The sequence below is a fragment of the Kocuria sp. CNJ-770 genome (assembly GCF_001942375.1).
Taxonomy (GTDB): domain Bacteria; phylum Actinomycetota; class Actinomycetes; order Actinomycetales; family Micrococcaceae; genus Kocuria; species Kocuria oceani.
The window spans coordinates 23,131-44,600 of sequence record NZ_MKJW01000033.1; the positions used below are offsets into that span (position 1 = coordinate 23,131).

Here is a 21,470-nt window from a genome sequence, read left to right on the forward strand (position 1 = left end):
CTGTGCGGGGAGCCGCCCCCACCGCACCGGCGCCGGCCGGCCGACCACCCAGGAGGACCCGCATGACCGACGTCGGGCTGCTCAGCCCCGGAGCCCACCGCGGCGCCGCGGCCACGGACGACACCGCGGTCCTCCAGGCGCTGCTCGACGCCGAGGCCGCCTGGGTCGCCGCCCAGGCCGGGGCCGGACTGGCCCCGGCGGCCGCCGCCGACGCCGCCCGGGCGGCCGCCCGGGCCGAGGACTACGACGCCGCGGACCTGGCCCGGCGGGCCGAGGGCGGCGGCAACCCGGTCATCCCGCTGCTGGCCGACTACCGCCGCCGGCTGGGGCGGCTCGACCCGGACGCGGTGCGCTTCGTCCACCGCGGGCTGACCAGCCAGGACGTCATGGACACCGCGATGATGCTGGTCGTCCGCCGCGCCGCCGAACCCCTCACCCGGGACCTGTGCGCTGCCCAGGACGCCCTGGCCCGCCTCGCCGACGAGCACCGCGGCACCGTCCAGGCCGCCCGCACCCTCACCCAGCACGCCCTGCCCACCACCTTCGGGCTCAAGGCGGCCGGCTGGCTCGCCGGGCTGCAGGACCTCGAGGAGGACCTCGCCGAGCTCGCCCGGCCCCCGCTGGCCTGCGGCGGGGCCGCCGGCACCCTCGCCGGGACCGTGGCCCTCTTCCCCGGCTCCCCGGACGCCGCGCAGCAGGCCCTGGACCTCGCCGGGGCCTGGGCCGGGGAGCTCGGCCTGGACCGCCCGCCCCACGTGTGGCACACCGCCCGACGGCCCGTGCTGCGGGCCGCCCACGCCTTCGCGGCCGTCTGCTCGGCGCTGGGCCGGATCGCCAACGACGTGCTGCTGCTCTCCCGGCCCGAGCTCGGGGAGCTGCGCGAGCCGGCCGCCGCCGGCCGGGGCGTGTCCTCCGCGATGCCGCAGAAGCAGAACCCGGTGCTGTCGGTGCTGCTCAAGCGCACCGCGCTCACCGCGCCGCAGCTCGTGGCCCAGCTCCACGTCGCGGCCGCCGCGGTCGTGGACGAGCGCCCCGACGGAGCCTGGCACGCCGAGTGGCCCGCCCTGCGGGAGCTCGCCCGGCTGGCCGTCGCGGCGTCCTCGCACGCGGCCGAGCTCACCGCCGGGCTGGGCGTGGACGCCTCCCGGATGCGGGCCCACCTCGAGGCCTCCGGTCCCGGGGTGCTCGCCGAGCGGATCAGCGCCGCGCTCGCCCCGCTGCTGCCGCCCGCGGCGGACGGCAGCACGGGCGCGCAGCAGGTGCAGGCGGCCGTGCGGGAGCACGCCACCGACCGGCAGGCCTTGGAGGAGGCCCTGCTCCGGCTCGCCGCGGGCACCACCCTGCCCGACGGGACACCGGTGGACGGAACCACCGTGGCCGGGCTGCTGGAGCCCACCGGCTACCTCGGCGCCCACGACCTGCTGATCGACCGCGTGCTCGAGCGCCACCGCCGCACCGCCGGAAGCCCCCCGCCCGCCGCCCGCCCGACCCCAGGAGCACCCGCATGAGCGTCCCCGCCCTGACCCTCGTCGAGTTCACCGACCGCCCGGCCCCCTCGGCGCACGCGCCGCTGGTCGTGCTCGGGCCCTCCCTCGGCACCTCCGTGACCTCGCTGTGGTCGGCCACCGCCCGCGCGCTCGAGGGCGACTACCGGGTGGTCGGCTGGGACCTGCCCGGCCACGGCGCCTCGCCGGCCTGCCCGGGAGCCTTCGGCATGGCCGAGCTCGCCCAGGGGGTGCTCGATGCCGTCGACCGCTTCCAGGAGGCGACCTCGGTCGAACGACCGTTCTTCTACGCCGGGAACTCCGTGGGCGGCTGCGTCGGCCAGCAGCTGCTCCTCGACGCCCCCGGCCGGGTGCGCGCCGCCGTCCTGCTGGGCACCGCCGCCCGCGTCGGCGAGCCCGCCGGGTGGGCCGAGCGCGCCCGGCTCGTGGCCGCCGCCGGCACCCCCACCCAGGTCGAGGGCTCGGCCCGGCGGTGGTTCGCCCCCGGGTTCCTCCAGCGGAACCCGGTCACGGCCACGGAGCTGCTGCACGACCTGCAGGACGCGGACCGCGCCTCCTACGCCCGGGTCTGCGAGGCCCTCGGGGCCTTCGACGTCCGCGGACGGCTCGCCGCCGTGGACGCGCCCGTGCTGGCGGTGGCCGGCGCGCACGACCAGCCGGTCCCGCCCGAGGCCGTGGCGGAGCTGGCCGCCGCCACCGGCGGGCGCACCGTGGTGCTCGAGGGCGCCGCCCACCTGCTGCCCGCCGAGGCGCCGCTGGAGGTCGCCCGCCTGCTGGCCGGGCACTTCGCCGCCGTCCCCACCGACCCCGAAGGAGCCCGGGCATGAGCCAGGACCCCCGCCGCACCGAGCAGCAGGCGCACGACGAGGGCATGGCCGTGCGCCGCGAGGTGCTCTCCGACGCCCACGTGGACCGCGCCGAGGCCGGCAAGGACGCCTTCACCGCGCCGTTCCAGGACCTCATCACCCGCTACGCCTGGGGCGAGATCTGGACCCGCCCCGGACTGGACCGCAGGATGCGCAGCGCCGTCACCCTCACCGCGCTCATCGCCGCCGGGCACTGGGAGGAGTTCGAGATGCACGTGCGCGCCGCGCTGCGCAACGGCCTGGCGCAGGAGGAGATCCAGGAGATCCTGCTGCAGTCGGCGATCTACCTCTCCGTGCCCTCCGCCGCCAACGCCTTCAAGCACGCGAAGCAGGTCCTCGACGCCCTCGACGCGGAGGCCGCCGGCGACTCCGTGCCCCCGGCCTCCTGACCTCCCGCCGCGCCCCGCCCGACACCCTGTGACCGACACCCCGTGACCGACGTGACCCGTACGCCAGGAAGGACCACCATGAGCGAGGCCTACATCTACGACGCCGTGCGCACCCCGTTCGGCCGCTTCGGCGGCTCCCTGGCCGGGGTGCGCCCCGACGACCTGGCCGCCCTGGTGATCGGCGAGCAGGTGCGGCGCGCTCCCGGGCTCGACCCGGCCGCGATCGACGAGGTGGTCCTGGGCAACGCCAACGGCGCGGGGGAGGAGAACCGCAACGTCGCCCGGATGGCCACGCTGCTGGCCGGCCTGCCGGTGGGGATCCCCGGCACCACCGTCAACCGTCTCTGCGGCTCCTCCCTGGACGCGGCGATCATCGCCTCCCGGCAGATCGGCGCCGGCGAGGCCGACGTGGTGCTCGTGGGCGGGGTCGAGTCGATGAGCCGGGCGCCCTGGGTGCTGCCGAAGACGGAGAGGCCCTACCCGGCGGGGGACCTGGCCCTGGCCTCCACCACGCTGGGCTGGCGGCTCGTGAACAAGAACATGGACCCCGAGTGGACGGTGTCCCTGGGCGAGGCCACGGAGCAGCTGGCCGAACGGCACGGGATCACCCGCGAGCGGATGGACGAGTTCGCGTTCCGCTCCCACCAGCGCACCCAGCAGGCGTGGGACGAGGGCTTCTACGACGACCTCACCGTCCCGGTGCCCGGCACGGAGCTGACCCGCGACGAGTCCGTGCGGGCCTCCTCCACCGTCGAGAAGCTGGGCGGGCTGAGGACCGTCTTCCGCACCCCGGAGCAGGGCGGCACCGTGACCGCCGGCAACGCCTCGCCGCTCAACGACGGGGCCTCGGCCGCCCTGCTGGGCTCGGAGCGGGCCGCCGAGCTCACCGGCCTGGCGCCTCTGGCCCGGATCGCCGGCCGGGGGGCCGCCGCCAACGAGCCCCAGTACTTCGGCTTCGCCCCGGTCGAGGCCGCGAACCTCGCGCTGGCCCGGGCCGGGATCGGCTGCGACGACGTCGCCGCCGTGGAGCTCAACGAGGCCTTCGCCGCCCAGAGCCTGGCCTGTCTCGACGCCTGGGGCGTCGACCCGGGCATCGTCAACCGGCACGGCGGGGCCATCGCGATCGGCCACCCGCTCGGGGCCTCCGGCACGCGGATCCTCGGCACCCTGGCGCGGTCCCTGCAGGCCTCCGGGGCCCGCTGGGGCGTGGCGGCCATCTGCATCGGCGTGGGGCAGGGGCTGGCCGTCGTGCTCGAGAACGAGAACGCCTGAGACCCCGGCCGGGCCGCACCCAGACCACCGAAGGAAGGCACACCGCATGCTGAACATCGCAGAGAGCTGCGCGCAGGCCGTGGCCCCGATCCACGACGGCGCCACCGTCATGATCGGCGGCTTCGGCGTGGCCGGCCAGCCCGTCGAGCTCATCGACGCGCTGATCGAGCACGGCGCCGGCGATCTCACCGTCGTCAACAACAACGCCGGCAACGGTGACGTGGGGCTGGCCCGGCTGATCCAGCTGGGCCGGGTCCGGAAGATCGTCTGCTCCTTCCCGCGGCAGTCCGACTCGTGGCACTTCGACGAGAAGTACCGGGCCGGGCAGATCGAGCTCGAGGTCGTGCCCCAGGGCAACCTGGCCGAGCGGATCCGCGCCGCCGGGGCCGGCATCGGGGCGTTCTTCACGCCCACCGGCTACGGCACCCCGCTGGCCGAGGGCAAGGAGGTCCGGGAGATCGACGGCCGGCACCACATCCTGGAGCACCCCCTCCGGGCCGACTTCTCCCTGACCAAGGCGCACGTCGCCGACCTGGCGGGCAACCTCGTCTACCGCAAGACGGCGCGCAACTTCGGCCCCGTCATGGCCGCCGCGGCCGGCACCTCGATCGTGCAGGTCACCGACGTCGTCGCACGCGGGGCGCTCGACCCCGAGGTCGTCGTCACCCCCGGCATCTACGTGGACACGGTCGTGCGGATCCCCGCCCCGGCCCGGACCGACCCCCGAGAGGAGCGCTGACATGAGCAAGCACACCGGCACGGACCCGAACAGCGGCACGGACCCGAGCAGCGGGACGGACCCCGGCACCGGCACGGACGGGACCGGCGGCGCGGGCCAGGACGGCACGGGCCAGGAGCGCGCCGGCCAGGACAGCACGGGCCAGGAGCGCGCGGGCGTCGTGCCCATGACGTCCCCGACGCCCCTGCGCCCGGAGGAGCTGGCCCGCGTCGTGGCCCGGGACATCCCGGCGGGGTCCTACGTCAACCTGGGGATCGGGCAGCCGACCCTCGTCGCCGACCACCTCACCGCGGAGGACGACGTCACCCTGCACACCGAGAACGGGATGCTCGGCATGGGCCCCGCGGCCCAGGGCGAGGAGGTGGACCCCGATCTCATCAACGCCGGCAAGATCCCCGTGCTCGAGACCCCCGGGTGCTCCTACTTCCACCACGCCGACTCCTTCGCCATGATGCGCGGCGGCCACCTCGACTGCTGCGTGCTCGGGGCCTTCCAGGTCGACGTGCACGGCAACCTCGCCAACTGGCACACCGGCAACCCGGACGCGATCCCGGCCGTGGGCGGGGCGATGGACCTGGCCACCGGGGCGAAGCAGACCTTCGTGATGATGTCGTTGCAGAGCCGGGGAGGACAGGCCAAGCTGGTGGAGCGGTGCACCATGCCGCTCACCGGCGTGGGCTGCGTGTCCCGGATCTACACCGACCAGGCCGTCTTCCTCGTGGAGGCGGACGGGCTGAGCGTGCGCGAGACCTTCGGCACGAGCTTCGAGGAGCTGCGGCGGATCGTCGACGTCCCGCTGCGGCCCGCCCGCTGAGCACGGCCCGGCACCGGGTGCGCGGCGGCCCGCCGCGCACCCGCCCCAGGCTCCGAGGAGGCCACCGATGACCGAGCAGGACCGGACCGACCCCGCGGAGGAGCGGGGGACGCCCGGGCAGTTCGTGCAGTCCCTCGCCCGCGGGCTGCAGGTGATCACCGCCTTCGACGCCCGGCACCCCCGCATGACCCTCAGCGACGTGGCCCGGCGCACCGGCCTGACCCGGGCCACCGCCCGCCGGTTCCTGCTGACGCTGGAGGAGCTGGGCTACGTCCGCACGGACGGGCGCCTGTTCGAGCTCACCCCCCGGGTGCTCCAGCTGGGCTTCTCCTACCTCTCCGCGCTGTCGCTGCCGGCCCTGGCCGGGCCGCACCTGGAGGCGCTGTCCGCGCAGGTCGAGGAGTCCACCTCCGCCTCCGTGCTGGACGGCTCCGACATCGTCTACGTGGCCCGGGTGTCCACGCACCGGATCATGACCGTGGCGATCGCCGTCGGCACCCGCTTCCCGGCCCACGCCACGTCCATGGGCCGGGTCCTGCTCGCCGGACTCGACGCCCAGCAGCTCGCCGAATACCTGCGCACGGCCCGGCTCGAGCGCCTCACCGAGCACACCCTCACGGACCCCGCCGCCCTCGAGGCCGACCTGCGGCGGGTCCGCGCCCAGGGGTGGGCGCTCGTGGACCAGGAGCTGGAGATCGGCCTGCGCTCGCTCGCCGCCCCCGTCAGGGACCGGGCGGGGCGCGTGGTCGCGGCCGTCAACGTGTCCATGCGCGTGGGCATGCCGGGCGCGAGCGCGGGGGACCCCGTGCGCGACGTCGTCCCGGCGCTGCTCGAGTGCGCCCGGCGGATCTCCGCGGACCTCGCCGCGACCGGGCGCTGAGCCCGCCCGGCCCCCTGTTTTCCCGGAACGGGCCGATCTGATAGGCTGTCGAGGAATTGCACGGTCGTCCGCCGGCGCTCACCAGCGCCGCCGGGGGCCGCGGGAATCCATGGCAGAACGGACTCGGTCCTCTGGTACGCGGTGTGTACCAAAATGCCATCCTTTTCGTCTGCCCACGTGCCGGCAGCGCGGACGCCGTGGTGCCTGCCCGCCGGGCCCACGCCAGGCGCTGCACCCGTTCCCGGCCCCGGCCGGTCACGGGGGAGCCGACCATCCAGCGGGCCGCTGCCGCGGCCCGTCCAATCAGGAGACACTGTGCCTACAATCCAGCAGCTGGTCCGCAAGGGCCGGACCCCGAAGGTCGTCAAGACCAAGGCGCCCGCACTCAAGGGCAGCCCCATGAAGCGCGGTGTGTGCACCCGCGTGTACACCACCACCCCCAAGAAGCCGAACTCCGCGCTGCGCAAGGTCGCCCGCGTGAAGCTCAACGGCGGCGTCGAGGTCACGGCCTACATCCCCGGTGAGGGCCACAACCTCCAGGAGCACTCCATCGTGCTCGTCCGCGGCGGTCGCGTGAAGGACCTCCCCGGTGTCCGCTACAAGATCGTCCGCGGCGCGCTCGACACCCAGGGTGTCAAGGGCCGCCAGCAGGCCCGTTCCCGCTACGGCGCCAAGAAGGAGAAGAAGTAATGCCTCGTAAGGGTCCCGCTCCCAAGCGCCCGCTCGTCGTCGACCCGGTCTACAGCTCCCCGGTCGTCACGCAGCTGATCAACAAGGTCCTCCAGGACGGCAAGAAGTCCACCGCCGAGCGCATCGTCTACGGTGCCCTCGAGGGCGTCCGCGGCAAGACCGGCGCCGACCCCGTCGCCACCCTCAAGAAGGCGCTGGAGAACGTCAAGCCGGCCCTCGAGGTGAAGTCCCGCCGCGTCGGCGGCGCCACCTACCAGGTGCCCGTGGAGGTCAAGCCCGGCCGCGCCCAGGCCCTGTCCCTGCGCTGGCTCGTGGGCTACTCCAAGCTCCGCCGCGAGAACACCATGACGGAGCGTCTGCAGAACGAGATCCTGGACGCGTCCAACGGTCTCGGTGCCGCCGTGAAGCGCCGCGAGGACACCCACAAGATGGCGGAGTCCAACAAGGCCTTCGCCCACTACCGCTGGTAGAATCTTCTTCGGCCTGTCGGCCCCACCGGGCCGACAGGCCGCCGGCACCATCTCCTGAAGGGAAACACCGTGGCACTTGACGTGCTTACCGACCTCAAGAAGGTCCGCAACATCGGCATCATGGCCCACATCGATGCCGGGAAGACCACCACCACCGAACGCATCCTGTTCTACACCGGTATCTCCCACAAGATCGGCGAGACCCACGATGGTGCCTCCACCATGGACTGGATGGCGCAGGAGCAGGAGCGCGGCATCACCATCACGTCGGCCGCGACGTCCTGCTACTGGCACGACAACCAGATCAACATCATCGACACCCCCGGCCACGTGGACTTCACGGTCGAGGTCGAGCGCTCCCTGCGCGTGCTCGACGGCGCCGTCGCCGTCTTCGACGGCAAGGAGGGCGTCGAGCCCCAGTCGGAGACGGTCTGGCGCCAGGCCGACAAGTACGACGTCCCCCGCATCTGCTTCGTCAACAAGATGGACAAGCTGGGCGCCGACTTCTACTTCACCGTCGACACCATCATCAACCGCCTCGGCGCCAAGCCGCTGGTCATGCAGCTGCCGATCGGCTCCGAGTCCGCGTTCACCGGCGTCGTCGACCTGCTCACCATGAAGGCCTTCGTGTGGCCCGGCGACTCCAAGGGCGACGTCTCCATGGGCGCCAAGTACGAGATCGAGGACATCCCCGCCGACCTCCAGGAGCGGGCCGAGCAGTACCGCAACGAGCTGGTCGAGGCCGTGGCCGAGGCCGACGACGACCTGATGGAGAAGTACCTCGGCGGCGAGGAGCTGACCCTCGACGAGCTGAAGGCCGGCATCCGCAAGCTGACCATCAACTCCCAGGCCTACCCCGTGCTGTGCGGCTCCGCGTTCAAGAACCGCGGCGTGCAGCCGATGCTCGACGCCGTGATCGACTTCCTGCCGTCCCCGCTGGACGTGCCGAACGTCGAGGGCCACGCGCTCAACGACGAGGAGGAGATCCTCACCCGCCCGGTCGACTCGACCGCGCCGTTCTCCGCGCTCGCGTTCAAGGTCGCCACCCACCCCTTCTACGGGCAGCTGACCTACATCCGCGTGTACTCCGGCAAGGCCGGCAACGGCGACCAGGTGCTGAACTCCACCAAGGGCAAGAAGGAGCGCATCGGCAAGCTCTTCCAGATGCACTCCAACAAGGAGAACCCGGTCGACACCATCCAGGCCGGCCACATCTACGCCGCCATCGGGCTCAAGGACACCACCACGGGCGACACCCTGTGCGACATCCAGAACCCGATCGTGCTGGAGTCCATGTCCTTCCCGGACCCGGTCATCTCGGTGGCCATCGAGCCGAAGACCAAGGGCGACCAGGAGAAGCTCTCCGTCGCGATCCAGAAGCTCTCCGCCGAGGACCCCACGTTCACCGTGTCCCTCAACGAGGAGACCGGCCAGACCGAGATCGGCGGCATGGGCGAGCTCCACCTGGACATCCTGGTGGACCGCATGAAGCGCGAGTTCAAGGTCGAGGCGAACGTCGGCAAGCCCCAGGTGGCCTACCGCGAGACGATCAAGAAGGCCGTCGAGAAGATCGACTACACGCACAAGAAGCAGACCGGTGGGTCCGGTCAGTTCGCCAAGGTGCAGATGGCCTTCGAGCCGATCCCGCTGGACGCCGAGGAGCTCTACGAGTTCGACAACAAGGTCACGGGCGGCCGCGTGCCCCGCGAGTACATCCCCTCCGTGGACGCGGGCATCCAGGACGCCATGCGGCTCGGCATCCTCGCCGGCTACCCGGTCGTGGGCGTCAAGGCCACGCTGCTCGACGGCGCCTACCACGACGTCGACTCCTCCGAGATGGCGTTCAAGATCGCCGGCTCCATGGTCTTCAAGGAGGGCGCCCGCAAGGCGCAGCCCGTGCTCCTCGAGCCGCTCATGGCGGTCGAGGTGCGCACCCCCGAGGAGTACATGGGCGAGGTCATCGGCGACCTGAACTCCCGCCGCGGCCAGATCCAGTCCATGGAGGACGTCAGCGGCGTCAAGCTGGTCAGCGCCCTCGTGCCGCTGTCCGAGATGTTCGGCTACATCGGCGACCTCCGGTCCAAGACCCAGGGCCGCGCCGTGTACTCGATGCAGTTCGACAGCTACTCGGAGGTCCCGAAGGCCGTCGCCGAGGAGATCGTGCAGAAGAACCGCGGCGAGTAGGCACCACCCCTCGGCCCCGGCCGGGAATTTCATCAATCACGCACAGCCAAAGTAGACTTGCAGAGGTTTCAGTACTGCTGAGTGCCTCAGCTCCCCCCGACCAACACCCGGTGGGGTAGTGCTGAGCAAGTTTCGACAAATGTTCTAGGAGGAACAACCATGGCGAAGGCCAAGTTCGAGCGCACCAAGCCGCACGTCAACATCGGCACCATCGGCCACGTCGACCACGGCAAGACGACGCTCACGGCTGCCATCTCCAAGGTCCTGGCGGACAAGTACCCGGACCTGAACGAGCAGCGCGACTTCGGCGCCATCGACTCCGCCCCGGAGGAGAAGCAGCGCGGCATCACCATCAACATCGCGCACATCGAGTACCAGACGGAGAAGCGTCACTACGCTCACGTGGACGCCCCGGGCCACGCCGACTACGTCAAGAACATGATCACCGGTGCGGCGCAGATGGACGGCGCCATCCTCGTGGTCGCCGCCACCGACGGCCCCATGGCCCAGACCCGCGAGCACGTGCTGCTCGCCCGCCAGGTGGGCGTCCCCTACCTGCTGGTGGCCCTGAACAAGTCCGACATGGTCGACGACGAGGAGCTGCTGGACCTCGTCGAGATGGAGGTGCGCGAGCTCCTCTCCGACCAGGGCTTCGACGGCGACAACGCCCCGGTCGTGCGCGTCTCGGCCCTGAAGGCCCTCGAGGGCGACCCCGAGTGGGTCTCCAAGGTCGAGGAGCTCATGGAGGCCGTGGACGAGAACGTGCCGGACCCCATCCGCGAGATGGACAAGCCGTTCCTCATGCCGATCGAGGACGTCTTCACGATCACCGGTCGCGGCACCGTGGTGACCGGCCGTGCCGAGCGCGGCACGCTGCCGATCAACTCCGAGGTCGAGATCGTCGGCATCCGCCCGGTCCAGAAGACCACCGTCACCGGCATCGAGATGTTCCACAAGCAGATGGACGAGGCCATGGCGGGCGAGAACTGCGGCCTGCTGCTGCGCGGTCTCAAGCGTGACGACGTCGAGCGCGGCCAGGTCGTGTGCAAGCCGGGTTCCATCACCCCGCACACCGACTTCGAGGCCAACGTCTACATCCTCTCCAAGGAGGAGGGCGGCCGTCACAACCCGTTCTACTCGAACTACCGTCCGCAGTTCTACTTCCGGACCACCGACGTCACCGGCGTCATCACGCTGCCCGAGGGCACCGAGATGGTCATGCCCGGCGACAACACCGAGATGACGGTCGCGCTGATCCAGCCGATCGCCATGGAGGAGGGCCTCGGCTTCGCCATCCGTGAGGGTGGCCGCACCGTGGGCTCCGGCCGCGTGACCAGGATCATCAAGTAGTCCCTCCGGGCTCCTTGCCGATCAGCAGGACCCCCGTCGCTCGCGCAGCGACGGGGGTCCTGCCATGTCCGGGGCCGGCTCAGCCGGTGCGCTGGTGCAGGCACAGGACGTTGCCCTCGGAGTCGGTGAACCAGGCGGCCCGCATCCCCTCCGTGGTGGCCACGTGGTCCACGGTCCGCAGGCCGGGGAGGTCGTAGTCCTCGAAGCGGACGCCCCGGCCCTCGAGCTCCCGGACCGCGGCCTCGACGTCGGAGACCTCGAAGCTGGCCTGCGTCAGCTCCGACACGGGCGCGTCCGGGCGCAGCAGCAGCTGCAGACCGGTGTGCCCGTCCTCGCTGAACAGCACGCCCTCCGGTTCGGGGGCGTCAGCGGGGGAGAGGCCGAGGGTCTGCTCGTAGAAGTTACGGGCGCGGTCGAGGTCCCGCACGGGCACGATCGCGACCAGTCGCGTGGTGGACAGCATGGGACCCATCTCCCCGGACGTCGGTGCACGGACACGGCCAGGATACGGCCGCCCCCGCCGGCGCGGGTCGCGGAAGTCTCACGGTTGCGGCACGGTCGGGTACGCCGTGGTGCCGGCGGTGGTGCCGGCGGTGGTGCCGGCGCCGCCGCGGGCTCGCGTGCGTTTGCACCGGGTGCCCATCTCTGGCAGGATGGACGACGTTGTTCAAGCGCCGACGTGTGCTCTCAGCGGTTCGAACCGGCACCACCCGAGAAGTCGTCGGGACCCGAAGCAGAACCGAGGGCCAGCTGCCCGAGACGCTGCCACGTACGGACCACATACAGCCCACCCCGTTCAGCGGATTCGGTGCGCCCGCGTGTGCTGCACGCGGCGACACGCCCGAGTTCGGGGGTCGGAGCTCCAGCAGGGTGAGGAACCCGGAGGATTCCGGATTCAGTCTGCGTGGAGGGGCGCCCAGCAGGCGGCGCCATGCACAAGGAGCACATGCTCCGTCACAGGGAAGTACTTGAAGAAAGAGAGTCACGACGCCATGGCGGGACAGAAAATCCGCATCCGGCTGAAGTCGTACGACCACGAGGTCATCGACGTCTCGGCCCGGAAGATCGTTGAGACGGTGACGCGCGCAGGCGCCACGGTGGTCGGCCCCGTGCCGCTGCCCACGGAGAAGAACGTGTACTGCGTCATCCGCTCGCCGCACAAGTACAAGGACAGCCGTGAGCACTTCGAGATGCGCACCCACAAGCGGCTGATCGACATCATCGACCCCACGCCGAAGGCCGTCGACTCGCTCATGCGCCTCGACCTGCCGGCTGACGTGAACATCGAAATCAAGCTGTAAAGAGGATCGCATCCCAATGACTACCACTTTCGAACGCCAGGTGAAGGGCCTGCTGGGCACGAAGCTCGGCATGACCCAGGTCTGGGACGAGAACGGGAAGTTCGTGCCGGTGACCGTCGTCAAGGCGGACTCCAACGTCGTGACCCAGCTGCGCAACCAGGACCGGGACGGCTACTCGGCCGTGCAGATCGGGTTCGGTGCGATCGACCCCCGCAAGGTGACCCAGCCGCTGGCCGGCCACTTCGAGAAGGCCGGCGTCACCCCCCGCCGCCACGTCGTCGAGCTCCGCACCGCGGACGCCGACACCTACGAGCTGGGCCAGGAGCTCTCCGTCGAGCTCTTCGAGGCCGGCCAGAAGGTCGACGTCATCGGCAAGACCAAGGGCAAGGGCACGGCCGGTGTGATGAAGCGTCACGGCTTCTCCGGCGTCGGCGCGTCCCACGGTGCCCACAAGAACCACCGCAAGCCGGGATCCATCGGCGGCGCGTCCTACCCCGCTCGCGTGTTCAAGGGCATGCGCATGGCGGGCCGCATGGGCGCCGTCCGTCACACGACGCAGAACCTCACGGTTCACGCCGTGGACGTCGAGAACTCCCTGCTGCTCATCAAGGGCGCCCTGCCGGGCCCCAAGGGTTCGGTCGTCCTCGTCCGCACCGCAGTGAAGGGAGCCTGATAGGCCATGGCAACTCAGACCGTCAACGTCGACCTGCCCGCTGAGATCTTCGACGTCCAGACCAACGTGCCGCTGCTGCACCAGGTCGTCGTCGCCCAGCTGGCGGCCGCCCGCCAGGGCACGCACAAGACCAAGAACCGCGCCGAGGTCTCCGGCGCCGGCCGCAAGCCCTTCAAGCAGAAGGGCACCGGCCGCGCGCGCCAGGGCTCGATCCGCGCCCCGCACATGACCGGCGGCGGCGTGGTGCACGGCCCCACCCCGCGCGACTACAGCCAGCGCACGCCCAAGAAGATGAAGGCCGCCGCCCTGCGCGGAGCCCTCTCGGACCGGGCGCGCAACGGCCGCATCCACGTCGTGGAGGCCGTCGTGGAGGGCTCCGTCCCCAGCACCAAGGGCGCCACGGCGACCCTGCGCGGGCTGACCGACCGGAAGAACCTGCTGGTCGTGCTCCACCGCAACGACGACGTGGCCGCGCTCTCGGTGCGCAACCTCGACGACGTCCACACCGTCTACGCCGACCAGCTCAACACCTACGACGTGCTGGTCTCCGACGACGTGGTCTTCACCAAGGACGCCTTCGAGTCCTTCGTGGCGGCCGCCGGCAAGAAGAAGCAGGAGGACGCCAAGTGAGCGCGACCACCATCAAGGATCCCCGCGACGTCATCATTGCACCCGTCGTCTCGGAGAAGTCCTACGGTCTCATCGACGAGGGCCGCTACACGTTCTTCGTGGCGCCCGACTCGAACAAGACGGAGATCAAGTACGCCGTCGAGCAGATCTTCGGCGTCAAGGTCGAGACCGTGAACACCATCAACCGTGCCGGGAAGCGGAAGCGCACGCGCTTCGGCTGGGGTCAGCGCAAGGGCACCAAGCGTGCCGTTGTGACCCTGAAGGAAGGCACCATCGACATCTTCGGCGGTCCGCTCGCCTGAGCGGAGACCACTTTAACGAGGAACTGACACATGGCTATCCGTAAGCACAAGCCGACAACCCCGGGCCGTCGCGGCTCCTCCGTTGCCGACTTCGCAGAAATCACGCGCACGACCCCCGAGAAGTCGCTGGTCCGGCCGCTGCCCAAGAAGGGCGGTCGCAACAACACCGGCCGCATCACCACCCGGCACAAGGGTGGCGGGCACAAGCGCCAGTACCGCGTCATCGACTTCCGTCGCCACGACAAGGACGGCGTCGACGCCAAGGTCGCGCACATCGAGTACGACCCCAACCGCACGGCGCGCATCGCGCTGCTGCACTTCGTGGACGGCTCCAAGCGCTACATCATCGCGCCGAACAAGCTCTCCCAGGGCGACGTCGTCGAGTCGGGCCCCGGCGCCGACATCAAGCCCGGCAACAACCTCCCGCTGCGCAACATCCCCGTCGGCACCGTGATCCACGCCGTCGAGCTCCGTCCGGGCGGCGGCGCCAAGCTCGCCCGCTCCGCCGGCGCGTCGGTGCAGCTCGTGGCCAAGGAGGGCAAGTACGGCCAGCTGCGCCTGCCCTCCGGCGAGATCCGCAACGTCGACGTCCGCTGCCGCGCGACGGTCGGCGAGGTCGGCAACGCCGAGCAGTCGAACATCAACTGGGGCAAGGCCGGCCGCAACCGCTGGAAGGGCGTCCGCCCGACCGTCCGCGGTGTGGTCATGAACCCCGTCGACCACCCGCACGGTGGTGGCGAGGGCAAGACCTCCGGTGGCCGCCACCCGGTCAACCCGAACGGCAAGCCCGAGGGCCGCACCCGCCGCCCCAACAAGGAGAGCGACAAGCTCATCGTCCGCCGTCGTCGCACCGGCAAGAACAAGCGCTAAGGAGCCTGACACATGCCACGCAGCCTGAAGAAGGGCCCTTTCGTCGATCAGCACCTTTTCCTGAAGGTCGCCAAGGAGAACGACAAGGGCACCAAGAACGTCATCAAGACGTGGTCCCGCCGCTCGATGATCATCCCCGACATGCTCGGGCACACGATCGCCGTGCACGACGGACGCAAGCACATCCCCGTGTTCATCACCGAGTCGATGGTCGGGCACAAGCTCGGCGAGTTCGCTCCCACGCGGACCTTCCGCGGCCATGTGAAGGACGACAAGAAGGGCAAGCGCCGCTGATCCTCCGGGATCCCGCAGCGTGAGCACTTCGAGAAGACGAGAGAAGGAAAGCAATGGAAGCCAAGGCATCTGCGCGCTACATCCGCGTGACGCCTATGAAGGCCCGGCGCGTCGTCAACCTGATTCGTGGCCAACAGGCGAATGAGGCTCTGGCGATTCTGAAGTTCGCCCCCCAGGGCGCTTCGGAGCCGGTGTTCAAGGTCCTCCAGTCGGCGGTCGCCAACGCGCGCCAGCTGGCCGACCGCGACGGCCTGCCGTTCAAGGAGGACGAGCTCGTGGTGAGCGAGGCCTTCGTCGACGAGGGTCCGACCATGAAGCGGTTCCAGCCGCGCGCCCAGGGCCGCGCCTACCGCATCAACAAGCGCACGAGCCACATCACCGTGATCGTGGCGAGCCCTGACAGCGAGGAGGTCCGCTAAGTGGGACAGAAGATCAACCCGCACGGGTTCCGGCTGGGCATCACCACCGACCACGTGTCGCACTGGTACGCGGACTCCACCAAGGAGGGCCAGCGGTACAAGGACTACGTCCGTGAGGACATCAAGATCCGCAAGCTCATGTCCACGGGCATGGAGCGCGCCGGCATCTCGAAGGTCGAGATCGAGCGGACCCGGGACCGGGTGCGCGTGGACATCCACACCGCCCGCCCCGGCATCGTCATCGGCCGCCGCGGCGCCGAGGCCGACCGCATCCGCGGAGAGCTCGAGAAGCTCACGGGCAAGCAGATCCAGCTGAACATCCTCGAGGTCAAGAACCCCGAGGTGGACGCCCAGCTGGTCGCCCAGGGCGTCGCCGAGCAGCTCGCCTCCCGCGTGGCCTTCCGCCGCGCCATGAAGAAGGCCATCCAGTCGGCGCAGCGCGCCGGCGCCAAGGGCATCCGGATCCAGTGCGCCGGCCGCCTCGGCGGCGCCGAGATGAGCCGCTCGGAGTTCTACCGCGAAGGCCGTGTGCCCCTGCACACCCTGCGCGCGAACATCGACTACGGCTTCTTCGAGGCGAAGACCACCTTCGGCCGCATCGGCGTGAAGGTCTGGATCTACAAGGGCGACCTCACCGCCAAGGAACTGGCGGCCCAGCAGGCCGCCGCTCCCTCGCGCGGCCGTGGTGGCGACCGTGACCGCCGCGGCGGTCCGGGTGAGCGTCGTGGCGGCGGCGACCGTCGTCGCACCGACCGTAACGACCGTGGCGGACGCCGTGAGCGCGGCGACTCCGCCCCCGCCTCCCAGGCCCCGGCCGCGGGGGCGACCAACGCAGAGGGTGGTAACTAAATGCTCATCCCACGTCGTGTGAAGTTCCGCAAGCAGCACCACCCGAAGCGCACGGGCGCCGCCAAGGGCGGCACCACCGTCGCCTTCGGCGAGTGGGGCATCCAGGCGCTCACGCCGGCCTACGTGACGAACCGTCAGATCGAGGCCGCCCGTATCGCCATGACCCGCCACATCAAGCGTGGCGGCAAGGTCTGGATCAACATCTACCCGGACCGTCCCCTGACCAAGAAGCCCGCCGAGACCCGCATGGGCTCCGGCAAGGGCTCGCCCGAGTGGTGGGTCGCCAACGTCAAGCCCGGGCGCGTGATGTTCGAGCTCTCCGGTGTCTCCGAAGAGGTCGCCCGCGAGGCCCTGCGCCTGGCGATCCACAAGCTCCCGATGAAGGCACGCATCGTGCGTCGCGAAGGTGGTGAATGAGAATGGCTGTTGGATCCAAGGATCTCAGCATCGAGAACCTCGCGGCCCTCGACAAGGACTCTCTGGGTGAGGCGCTGCGCAAGGCCAAGACGGAGCTGTTCAACCTCCGTTTCCAGTCCGCAACCGGTCAGCTCGAGAACAACGCCCGCCTGAAGGCGGTCAAGCGCGACATCGCCCGCATCTACACGGTGCTGCGCGAGCGCGAGCTCGGCATCCGGCCCCAGGCGGGCTCCGCCGAGACCACCGCCGAGACCACCTCCGAGGAGGACGCCAAGTGACCGAGCAGATCAACAACGGGGCCGAGCAGGCCCCCGAGCGCGGTGACCGCAAGAGCCGCCGCGGCTACGTGGTCTCCGACAAGATGGACAAGACCGTCGTCGTGCAGCTGCAGGACAACGTCAAGCACGCCCTGTACGGCAAGGTCATGCGCCGTTCGTCGAAGGTCAAGGCCCACGACGAGCAGAACGCCGCCGGCGTCGGCGACCTCGTGCTGATCGCCGAGACCCGGCCGCTGTCCGCCTCCAAGCGGTGGCGGATCGTGGAGATCATCGAGAAGGCGAAGTAGACCGGACCGGCTCCACCGAGCCGGCCACCGCGGCGACGGCCCGTCCCTCCGTGCGAGGGGCGGGCCGCCGCCGTTCCCCGGCGGCCCGGGCGCTGCGGCGTCTGTGCTAAGCTGGTGAGCTTGTATGGGCGTTTTTGTCTGCCCGTGCACCCCACAGCTCTTCGTGCCAGCGCATAATGACCGCGTGCAGGGCGCCTCCGCGCCGCCTGGTGGCGGGTTCAGATGCTCCTGGCATGGAGGGCTGGGCCCGGTCCGGCGTGCGACGCCGGGGGAGGGCACATCATCCGACAAGCTGTTCCGCAAGGCCCGCACCGTGCTCTCGATCGGTGTTGGAACCGGCGTGACGACAGGAGTAATCAGTGATTCAGCAGGAGTCGCGACTGAAGGTCGCCGACAACACGGGTGCGAAGGAAATCCTCACCATCCGTGTTCTCGGTGGATCCGGACGTCGCTACGCAGGCATCGGCGACATCATCGTCGCCACCGTCAAGGACGCGATCCCCGGCGGCAACGTGAAGAAGGGCGACGTCGTCAAGGCCGTCATCGTCCGCACCAAGAAGGAGCGCCGTCGTCCGGACGGTTCCTACATCAAGTTCGACGAGAACGCCGCAGTGATCCTGAAGAACGACGGGGACCCCCGTGGTACTCGCATCTTCGGCCCCGTGGGCCGCGAGCTGCGCGACAAGAAGTTCATGAAGATCATCTCGCTGGCCCCGGAGGTGCTCTGACCATGGCGAAGTTCAAGATCAAGACCGGCGACCTGGTGCAGGTCATCTCCGGCAGCAAGGACAACAAGGGCAAGCAGGGCAAGGTCCTGCGCGTGTTCCCCGAGACCTCCCGCGTGCTCGTCGAGGGCGTCAACGTGGTCACCCGCCACCGCAAGGCCTCCATGCAGGGCGAAGCCGGCGGCATCGAGAAGGTCGAGGCCCCGATCCACGTGTCCAACGTGGCCTTCGTGGACCCGGAGACCAACAAGCCGACCCGCATCGGCTACCGCACCGAGACCGTGGAGCGCGACGGACGCCAGAAGACCGTCCGTGTCCGCGTCTCCAAGAGCACCGGCAAGGATCTGTGATGAGCGAAACCACCGAGATCAGCGTGTCCCCGCGCTTCAAGGACAAGTACCGCGAGACCGTCGTCCCCGCGCTGCAGGAGCAGTTCGGCTACGGCAACGTCATGGAGATCCCGCGCGTCGTCAAGGTCGTCGTGAACATGGGCGTCGGTGACGCCGCCAAGGACTCGAAGCTGATCGACGGCGCGGTCCGCGACCTCACCGCGATCACCGGCCAGAAGCCGCTCGTGACCCGGGCGAAGAAGTCCATCGCGCAGTTCAAGCTGCGCGAGGGCATGCCGATCGGCGCGCACACCACGCTGCGCGGCGACCGCATGTGGGAGTTCCTCGACCGTCTCGTCACCCTGGCCCTGCCGCGCATCCGCGACTTCCGCGGTCTGTCCGACCGCCAGTTCGACGGCAACGGCAACTACACCTTCGGCCTGACCGAGCAGTCGATGTTCCACGAGATCGACCAGGACCGCATCGACCGCGTCCGCGGCATGGACATCACGGTGGTCACCACCGCGAAGACCGACGACGAGGGCCGCGCGTTGCTGAAGGCGCTCGGTTTCCCCTTCAAGACCAACTAATCTCGCTACGTTCCAGGTCTGCTCGCGCGCCCCACGGCGCCGGCGGAAACCGGGACGAGGAAGGCACGTGCCCCCAAATGACAATGACAGATCCTGTCGCGGACATGCTGACGCGTCTGCGCAACGCCAACTCCGCCTACCACGACTCCGTGAGCATGCCGTACTCGAAGCTCAAGGCCCGGGTCGCGGACATCCTCAAGACCGAGGGCTACATCGCGGACTACAAGGAAGAGGCGGCCGAGGTCGGCAAGACCCTGACGCTGTCCCTGAAGTTCGGTCCCAACCGGGAGCGCTCCATCGCGGGCGTCCGTCGCATCTCCAAGCCGGGCCTGCGCGTCTACGCCAAGTCCACCAACCTCCCCAAGGTCCTGGGCGGCCTGGGCATCGCCATCCTGTCCACCTCCTCCGGGCTGCTGACCGACAAGCAGGCCGCGAAGAAGGGCGTGGGCGGCGAAGTCCTCGCGTACGTCTGGTAACCCGGAACAGAAAGGAAGAGAACATGTCACGTATCGGACGTCTCCCCATCTCTGTGCCGGCCGGTGTGGAGATCAAGATCGACGGCAACGTCGTCTCCGTCAAGGGCGCCAAGGGCGAGCTGCAGCACACCGTTGCCAGCCCGATCGCCGTCGCGCTCGAGGACAGCACCCTCACCGTCACCCGCCCCAACGACGAGCGCGAGTCCCGTTCGCTGCACGGGCTCACCCGCACCCTGATCTCCAACATGATCCAGGGCGTCACCCAGGGCTACACCAAGGGCATCGAGATCGTCGGCACCGGTTACCGCGTGCAGGCCAAGGGCCAGGACCTCGAGTTCGCGCTCGGCTACAGCCACCCGATCACCTTCAAGGCCCCGGACGGCATCTCGTTCACCGTCGAGGGCGTCAACAAGCTCTCGGTCAACGGCATCGACAAGCAGCAGGTCGGCGAGGTCGCCGCGAAGATCCGCAAGCTGCGCGCCCCCGAGCCCTACAAGGGCAAGGGCGTGCGCTACGCCGGCGAGCAGATCCGCCGCAAGGCCGGAAAGGCTGGTAAGTAATCATGGCTCTGAAGATCAAGGGCAAGTCCAAGGGCGCCGCGCGCAGCCGCCGCCACGTCCGGGTGCGCAAGCACCTGGCCGGCACGGCCGCCCGCCCGCGCCTGGTCGTCAACCGCTCGGCCCGCCACGTGTTCGTCCAGGTCGTCGACGACACCAAGGGTGTCACCGTCGCCTCGGCGTCCACCATGGAGGCCGACCTGCGCGGTGCCGAGGCGGACAAGACCGCCAAGGCCAAGCGCGTCGGTGAGCTCGTGGCCGAGCGCGCCAAGGCCGCCGGTGTCGAGGCCGTCGTGTTCGACCGCGGCGGCAACAAGTACCACGGTCGCGTGGCGGCTGTCGCCGACGGCGCCCGCGAAGGAGGTCTGGCACTGTGAGCGAGCAGAACAACGAGAAGGAAACCCAGGTGACCGAAGCGAGCACTGCCTCCACGGAGGCGACCGGGGCCCAGCAGACCACCGAGGCCAACCGCTCCCAGGACTCCCGCGGCGACCGCGGGGGCCGTGGCGAGCGCGGCGGCCGCGGTGAGCGCGGGGGCCGCGGCGAGCGCGGCGGCCGCGGCGGCCGTGGCGGGCGCGAGGAGGAGAAGGACAAGTTCCTCGAGCGCGTCGTGACCATCAACCGCGTCTCCAAGGTCGTCAAGGGCGGTCGTCGCTTCAGCTTCACCGCCCTGGTCGTCGTCGGCGACGGCAACGGCATGGTCGGTGTCGGCTACGGCAAGGCCAAGGAGGTGCCGGCCGCGATCTCCAAGGGCGTCGAGGAGGCGAAGAAGAACTTCTTCCGCGTCCCGCGCATCGAGGACCGCACCATCCCGCACCGCGTGCAGGGCGAGGCCGCTGCCGGCGTCGTCATGCTCCGCCCGGCGACCCCCGGTACCGGTGTGATCGCCGGTGGCCCGGTCCGCGCCGTGCTCGAGTGCGCCGGCATCCACGACGTGCTGTCGAAGTCCCTCGGCTCGTCGAACCAGATCAACATCGTGCACGCAACGATCGAGGCGCTCCGTCAGCTCGAGGAGCCGGCGGCCGTCGCGGCCCGTCGTGGGCTGCCGATCGACGAGGTCGTCCCCGGTCCGCTGCTGCGCTCGATCCAGAAGGCAGGTGCCTGATGTCCGGCAAGCGTATCCAGCCCGACGGGGCGGAGCTGCGCATCACGCAGATCCGCTCGGTGGTCGGCCAGAAGCAGAACATGCGTGACACCCTGCGGTCCCTCGGCCTCAAGCGGCCGGGCAACGTCGTGGTCCGCAAGGCCGACGGCGTGACCGCGGGCATGGTCAACACCGTCGCCCACCTGGTCAAGGTCGAGGAGGCCAAGTAA

The 21,470-nt window shown here is 70.2% G+C and carries 31 protein-coding genes; 30 read left to right on the forward strand and 1 reads right to left on the reverse strand.

Annotated features, from left to right (window positions below; translation table 11 throughout):
- The first annotated feature begins 62 nt into the window (after positions 1–62).
- The 11 genes from BJF77_RS01580 (at position 63) to tuf (ending at position 11,159) form a co-directional block, all read left to right on the forward strand.
- Positions 63–1,508: a lyase family protein gene (locus BJF77_RS01580; protein WP_075871092.1), complete on the forward strand. Its 1,446-nt coding sequence runs from the start codon at positions 63–65 to the stop codon at positions 1,506–1,508.
- A complete protein-coding gene (locus BJF77_RS01585; protein ID WP_047803912.1) occupies positions 1,505–2,332 on the forward strand; it encodes an alpha/beta fold hydrolase in 828 nt (275 codons plus the stop codon). Before BJF77_RS01580 ends, BJF77_RS01585 begins: the two co-directional genes overlap by 4 nt.
- Positions 2,329–2,760 (forward strand): 4-carboxymuconolactone decarboxylase, encoded by a 432-nt coding sequence (pcaC, locus tag BJF77_RS01590; protein ID WP_075871093.1) that lies wholly within the window; start codon positions 2,329–2,331, stop codon positions 2,758–2,760. Before BJF77_RS01585 ends, pcaC begins: the two co-directional genes overlap by 4 nt.
- Before the next feature lie 78 nt (positions 2,761–2,838).
- Positions 2,839–4,032 (forward strand): thiolase family protein, encoded by a 1,194-nt coding sequence (locus BJF77_RS01595; RefSeq protein ID WP_075871094.1) that lies wholly within the window; start codon positions 2,839–2,841, stop codon positions 4,030–4,032.
- 46 nt (positions 4,033–4,078) lie between these two features.
- Positions 4,079–4,771 carry a 3-oxoacid CoA-transferase subunit A gene (locus tag BJF77_RS01600; RefSeq protein ID WP_047803915.1) on the forward strand — a complete coding sequence of 231 codons (693 nt, stop codon included), beginning with the start codon at positions 4,079–4,081 and terminating at the stop codon, positions 4,769–4,771.
- A gap of 166 nt (positions 4,772–4,937) precedes the next feature.
- Positions 4,938–5,585 carry a 3-oxoacid CoA-transferase subunit B gene (locus tag BJF77_RS01605; protein ID WP_075871113.1) on the forward strand — a complete coding sequence of 216 codons (648 nt, stop codon included), beginning with the start codon at positions 4,938–4,940 and terminating at the stop codon, positions 5,583–5,585.
- 67 nt (positions 5,586–5,652) lie between these two features.
- Entirely contained in the window at positions 5,653–6,465 is an 813-nt protein-coding gene (locus BJF77_RS01610; RefSeq protein WP_075871095.1) for an IclR family transcriptional regulator C-terminal domain-containing protein, read from the forward strand.
- 315 nt (positions 6,466–6,780) lie between these two features.
- Positions 6,781–7,155, forward strand: coding sequence for a 30S ribosomal protein S12 (gene rpsL / locus BJF77_RS01615; protein ID WP_017833291.1), 375 nt, complete (start codon positions 6,781–6,783; stop codon positions 7,153–7,155).
- On the forward strand, positions 7,155–7,625 hold the full coding sequence (gene rpsG / locus BJF77_RS01620; RefSeq protein ID WP_047803917.1) for a 30S ribosomal protein S7: 471 nt from the start codon (positions 7,155–7,157) through the stop codon (positions 7,623–7,625). Before rpsL ends, rpsG begins: the two co-directional genes overlap by 1 nt.
- A 69-nt stretch (positions 7,626–7,694) precedes the next feature.
- Positions 7,695–9,809 (forward strand): elongation factor G, encoded by a 2,115-nt coding sequence (fusA, locus tag BJF77_RS01625; RefSeq protein WP_047803918.1) that lies wholly within the window; start codon positions 7,695–7,697, stop codon positions 9,807–9,809.
- A gap of 159 nt (positions 9,810–9,968) precedes the next feature.
- Positions 9,969–11,159: an elongation factor Tu gene (gene tuf, locus BJF77_RS01630; RefSeq protein WP_075871096.1), complete on the forward strand. Its 1,191-nt coding sequence runs from the start codon at positions 9,969–9,971 to the stop codon at positions 11,157–11,159.
- Between the two features lie 79 nt (positions 11,160–11,238).
- Here the strand turns inward: tuf and BJF77_RS01635 are convergent, their stop codons facing one another.
- On the reverse strand, positions 11,239–11,622 hold the full coding sequence (locus BJF77_RS01635) for a VOC family protein (RefSeq protein WP_075871097.1): 384 nt from the start codon (positions 11,620–11,622) through the stop codon (positions 11,239–11,241).
- A gap of 529 nt (positions 11,623–12,151) precedes the next feature.
- On the opposite strand from BJF77_RS01635, the gene rpsJ reads away from it, so the two are divergent.
- The 19 genes from rpsJ (at position 12,152) to rpmD (ending at position 21,470) form a co-directional block, all read left to right on the forward strand.
- Entirely contained in the window at positions 12,152–12,460 is a 309-nt protein-coding gene (gene rpsJ / locus BJF77_RS01640) for a 30S ribosomal protein S10 (protein ID WP_003803825.1), read from the forward strand.
- A gap of 16 nt (positions 12,461–12,476) precedes the next feature.
- Complete coding sequence (gene rplC / locus BJF77_RS01645) at positions 12,477–13,133, forward strand: 50S ribosomal protein L3 (RefSeq protein WP_047803921.1); 657 nt, start codon at positions 12,477–12,479, stop codon at positions 13,131–13,133.
- A gap of 6 nt (positions 13,134–13,139) precedes the next feature.
- Positions 13,140–13,763, forward strand: coding sequence for a 50S ribosomal protein L4 (rplD, locus tag BJF77_RS01650; protein WP_047803922.1), 624 nt, complete (start codon positions 13,140–13,142; stop codon positions 13,761–13,763).
- Positions 13,760–14,065 carry a 50S ribosomal protein L23 gene (rplW, locus tag BJF77_RS01655; protein ID WP_047803923.1) on the forward strand — a complete coding sequence of 102 codons (306 nt, stop codon included), beginning with the start codon at positions 13,760–13,762 and terminating at the stop codon, positions 14,063–14,065. Before rplD ends, rplW begins: the two co-directional genes overlap by 4 nt.
- 30 nt (positions 14,066–14,095) lie before the next feature.
- Positions 14,096–14,935: a 50S ribosomal protein L2 gene (gene rplB / locus BJF77_RS01660; protein ID WP_017833299.1), complete on the forward strand. Its 840-nt coding sequence runs from the start codon at positions 14,096–14,098 to the stop codon at positions 14,933–14,935.
- Positions 14,936–14,947: 12 nt separating this feature from the next.
- On the forward strand, positions 14,948–15,229 hold the full coding sequence (gene rpsS / locus BJF77_RS01665) for a 30S ribosomal protein S19 (RefSeq protein ID WP_047803924.1): 282 nt from the start codon (positions 14,948–14,950) through the stop codon (positions 15,227–15,229).
- Positions 15,230–15,282: 53 nt separating this feature from the next.
- A complete protein-coding gene (gene rplV / locus BJF77_RS01670; protein ID WP_047803925.1) occupies positions 15,283–15,648 on the forward strand; it encodes a 50S ribosomal protein L22 in 366 nt (121 codons plus the stop codon).
- Positions 15,649–16,497, forward strand: a complete 849-nt coding sequence (gene rpsC / locus BJF77_RS01675; RefSeq protein WP_047803926.1) for a 30S ribosomal protein S3 — start codon at positions 15,649–15,651, stop codon at positions 16,495–16,497.
- The gene (rplP, locus tag BJF77_RS01680; RefSeq protein ID WP_047803927.1) at positions 16,498–16,914 is read left to right on the forward strand and encodes a 50S ribosomal protein L16; all 417 of its coding nucleotides are present in this window, start codon (positions 16,498–16,500) and stop codon (positions 16,912–16,914) included.
- 2 nt (positions 16,915–16,916) lie between these two features.
- Positions 16,917–17,192, forward strand: coding sequence for a 50S ribosomal protein L29 (rpmC, locus tag BJF77_RS01685; RefSeq protein WP_047803928.1), 276 nt, complete (start codon positions 16,917–16,919; stop codon positions 17,190–17,192).
- On the forward strand, positions 17,189–17,479 hold the full coding sequence (gene rpsQ, locus BJF77_RS01690) for a 30S ribosomal protein S17 (protein WP_047803929.1): 291 nt from the start codon (positions 17,189–17,191) through the stop codon (positions 17,477–17,479). The genes rpmC and rpsQ overlap by 4 nt, the downstream gene beginning before the upstream one ends.
- A 359-nt stretch (positions 17,480–17,838) precedes the next feature.
- Positions 17,839–18,207 (forward strand): 50S ribosomal protein L14, encoded by a 369-nt coding sequence (gene rplN / locus BJF77_RS01695; protein ID WP_017833306.1) that lies wholly within the window; start codon positions 17,839–17,841, stop codon positions 18,205–18,207.
- Between the two features lie 2 nt (positions 18,208–18,209).
- Positions 18,210–18,554 (forward strand): 50S ribosomal protein L24, encoded by a 345-nt coding sequence (gene rplX, locus BJF77_RS01700; RefSeq protein WP_047804320.1) that lies wholly within the window; start codon positions 18,210–18,212, stop codon positions 18,552–18,554.
- On the forward strand, positions 18,554–19,123 hold the full coding sequence (gene rplE / locus BJF77_RS01705; protein WP_047804319.1) for a 50S ribosomal protein L5: 570 nt from the start codon (positions 18,554–18,556) through the stop codon (positions 19,121–19,123). Before rplX ends, rplE begins: the two co-directional genes overlap by 1 nt.
- Before the next feature lie 77 nt (positions 19,124–19,200).
- Positions 19,201–19,599, forward strand: coding sequence for a 30S ribosomal protein S8 (gene rpsH / locus BJF77_RS01710; protein WP_047804318.1), 399 nt, complete (start codon positions 19,201–19,203; stop codon positions 19,597–19,599).
- 23 nt (positions 19,600–19,622) lie between these two features.
- On the forward strand, positions 19,623–20,159 hold the full coding sequence (gene rplF / locus BJF77_RS01715) for a 50S ribosomal protein L6 (RefSeq protein WP_075871098.1): 537 nt from the start codon (positions 19,623–19,625) through the stop codon (positions 20,157–20,159).
- A 2-nt stretch (positions 20,160–20,161) separates the two neighbouring features.
- Entirely contained in the window at positions 20,162–20,533 is a 372-nt protein-coding gene (gene rplR, locus BJF77_RS01720; RefSeq protein ID WP_047804316.1) for a 50S ribosomal protein L18, read from the forward strand.
- The gene (gene rpsE / locus BJF77_RS01725) at positions 20,530–21,261 is read left to right on the forward strand and encodes a 30S ribosomal protein S5 (protein WP_047804315.1); all 732 of its coding nucleotides are present in this window, start codon (positions 20,530–20,532) and stop codon (positions 21,259–21,261) included. The genes rplR and rpsE overlap by 4 nt, the downstream gene beginning before the upstream one ends.
- The gene (gene rpmD, locus BJF77_RS01730; protein WP_047804314.1) at positions 21,261–21,470 is read left to right on the forward strand and encodes a 50S ribosomal protein L30; all 210 of its coding nucleotides are present in this window, start codon (positions 21,261–21,263) and stop codon (positions 21,468–21,470) included. The genes rpsE and rpmD overlap by 1 nt, the downstream gene beginning before the upstream one ends.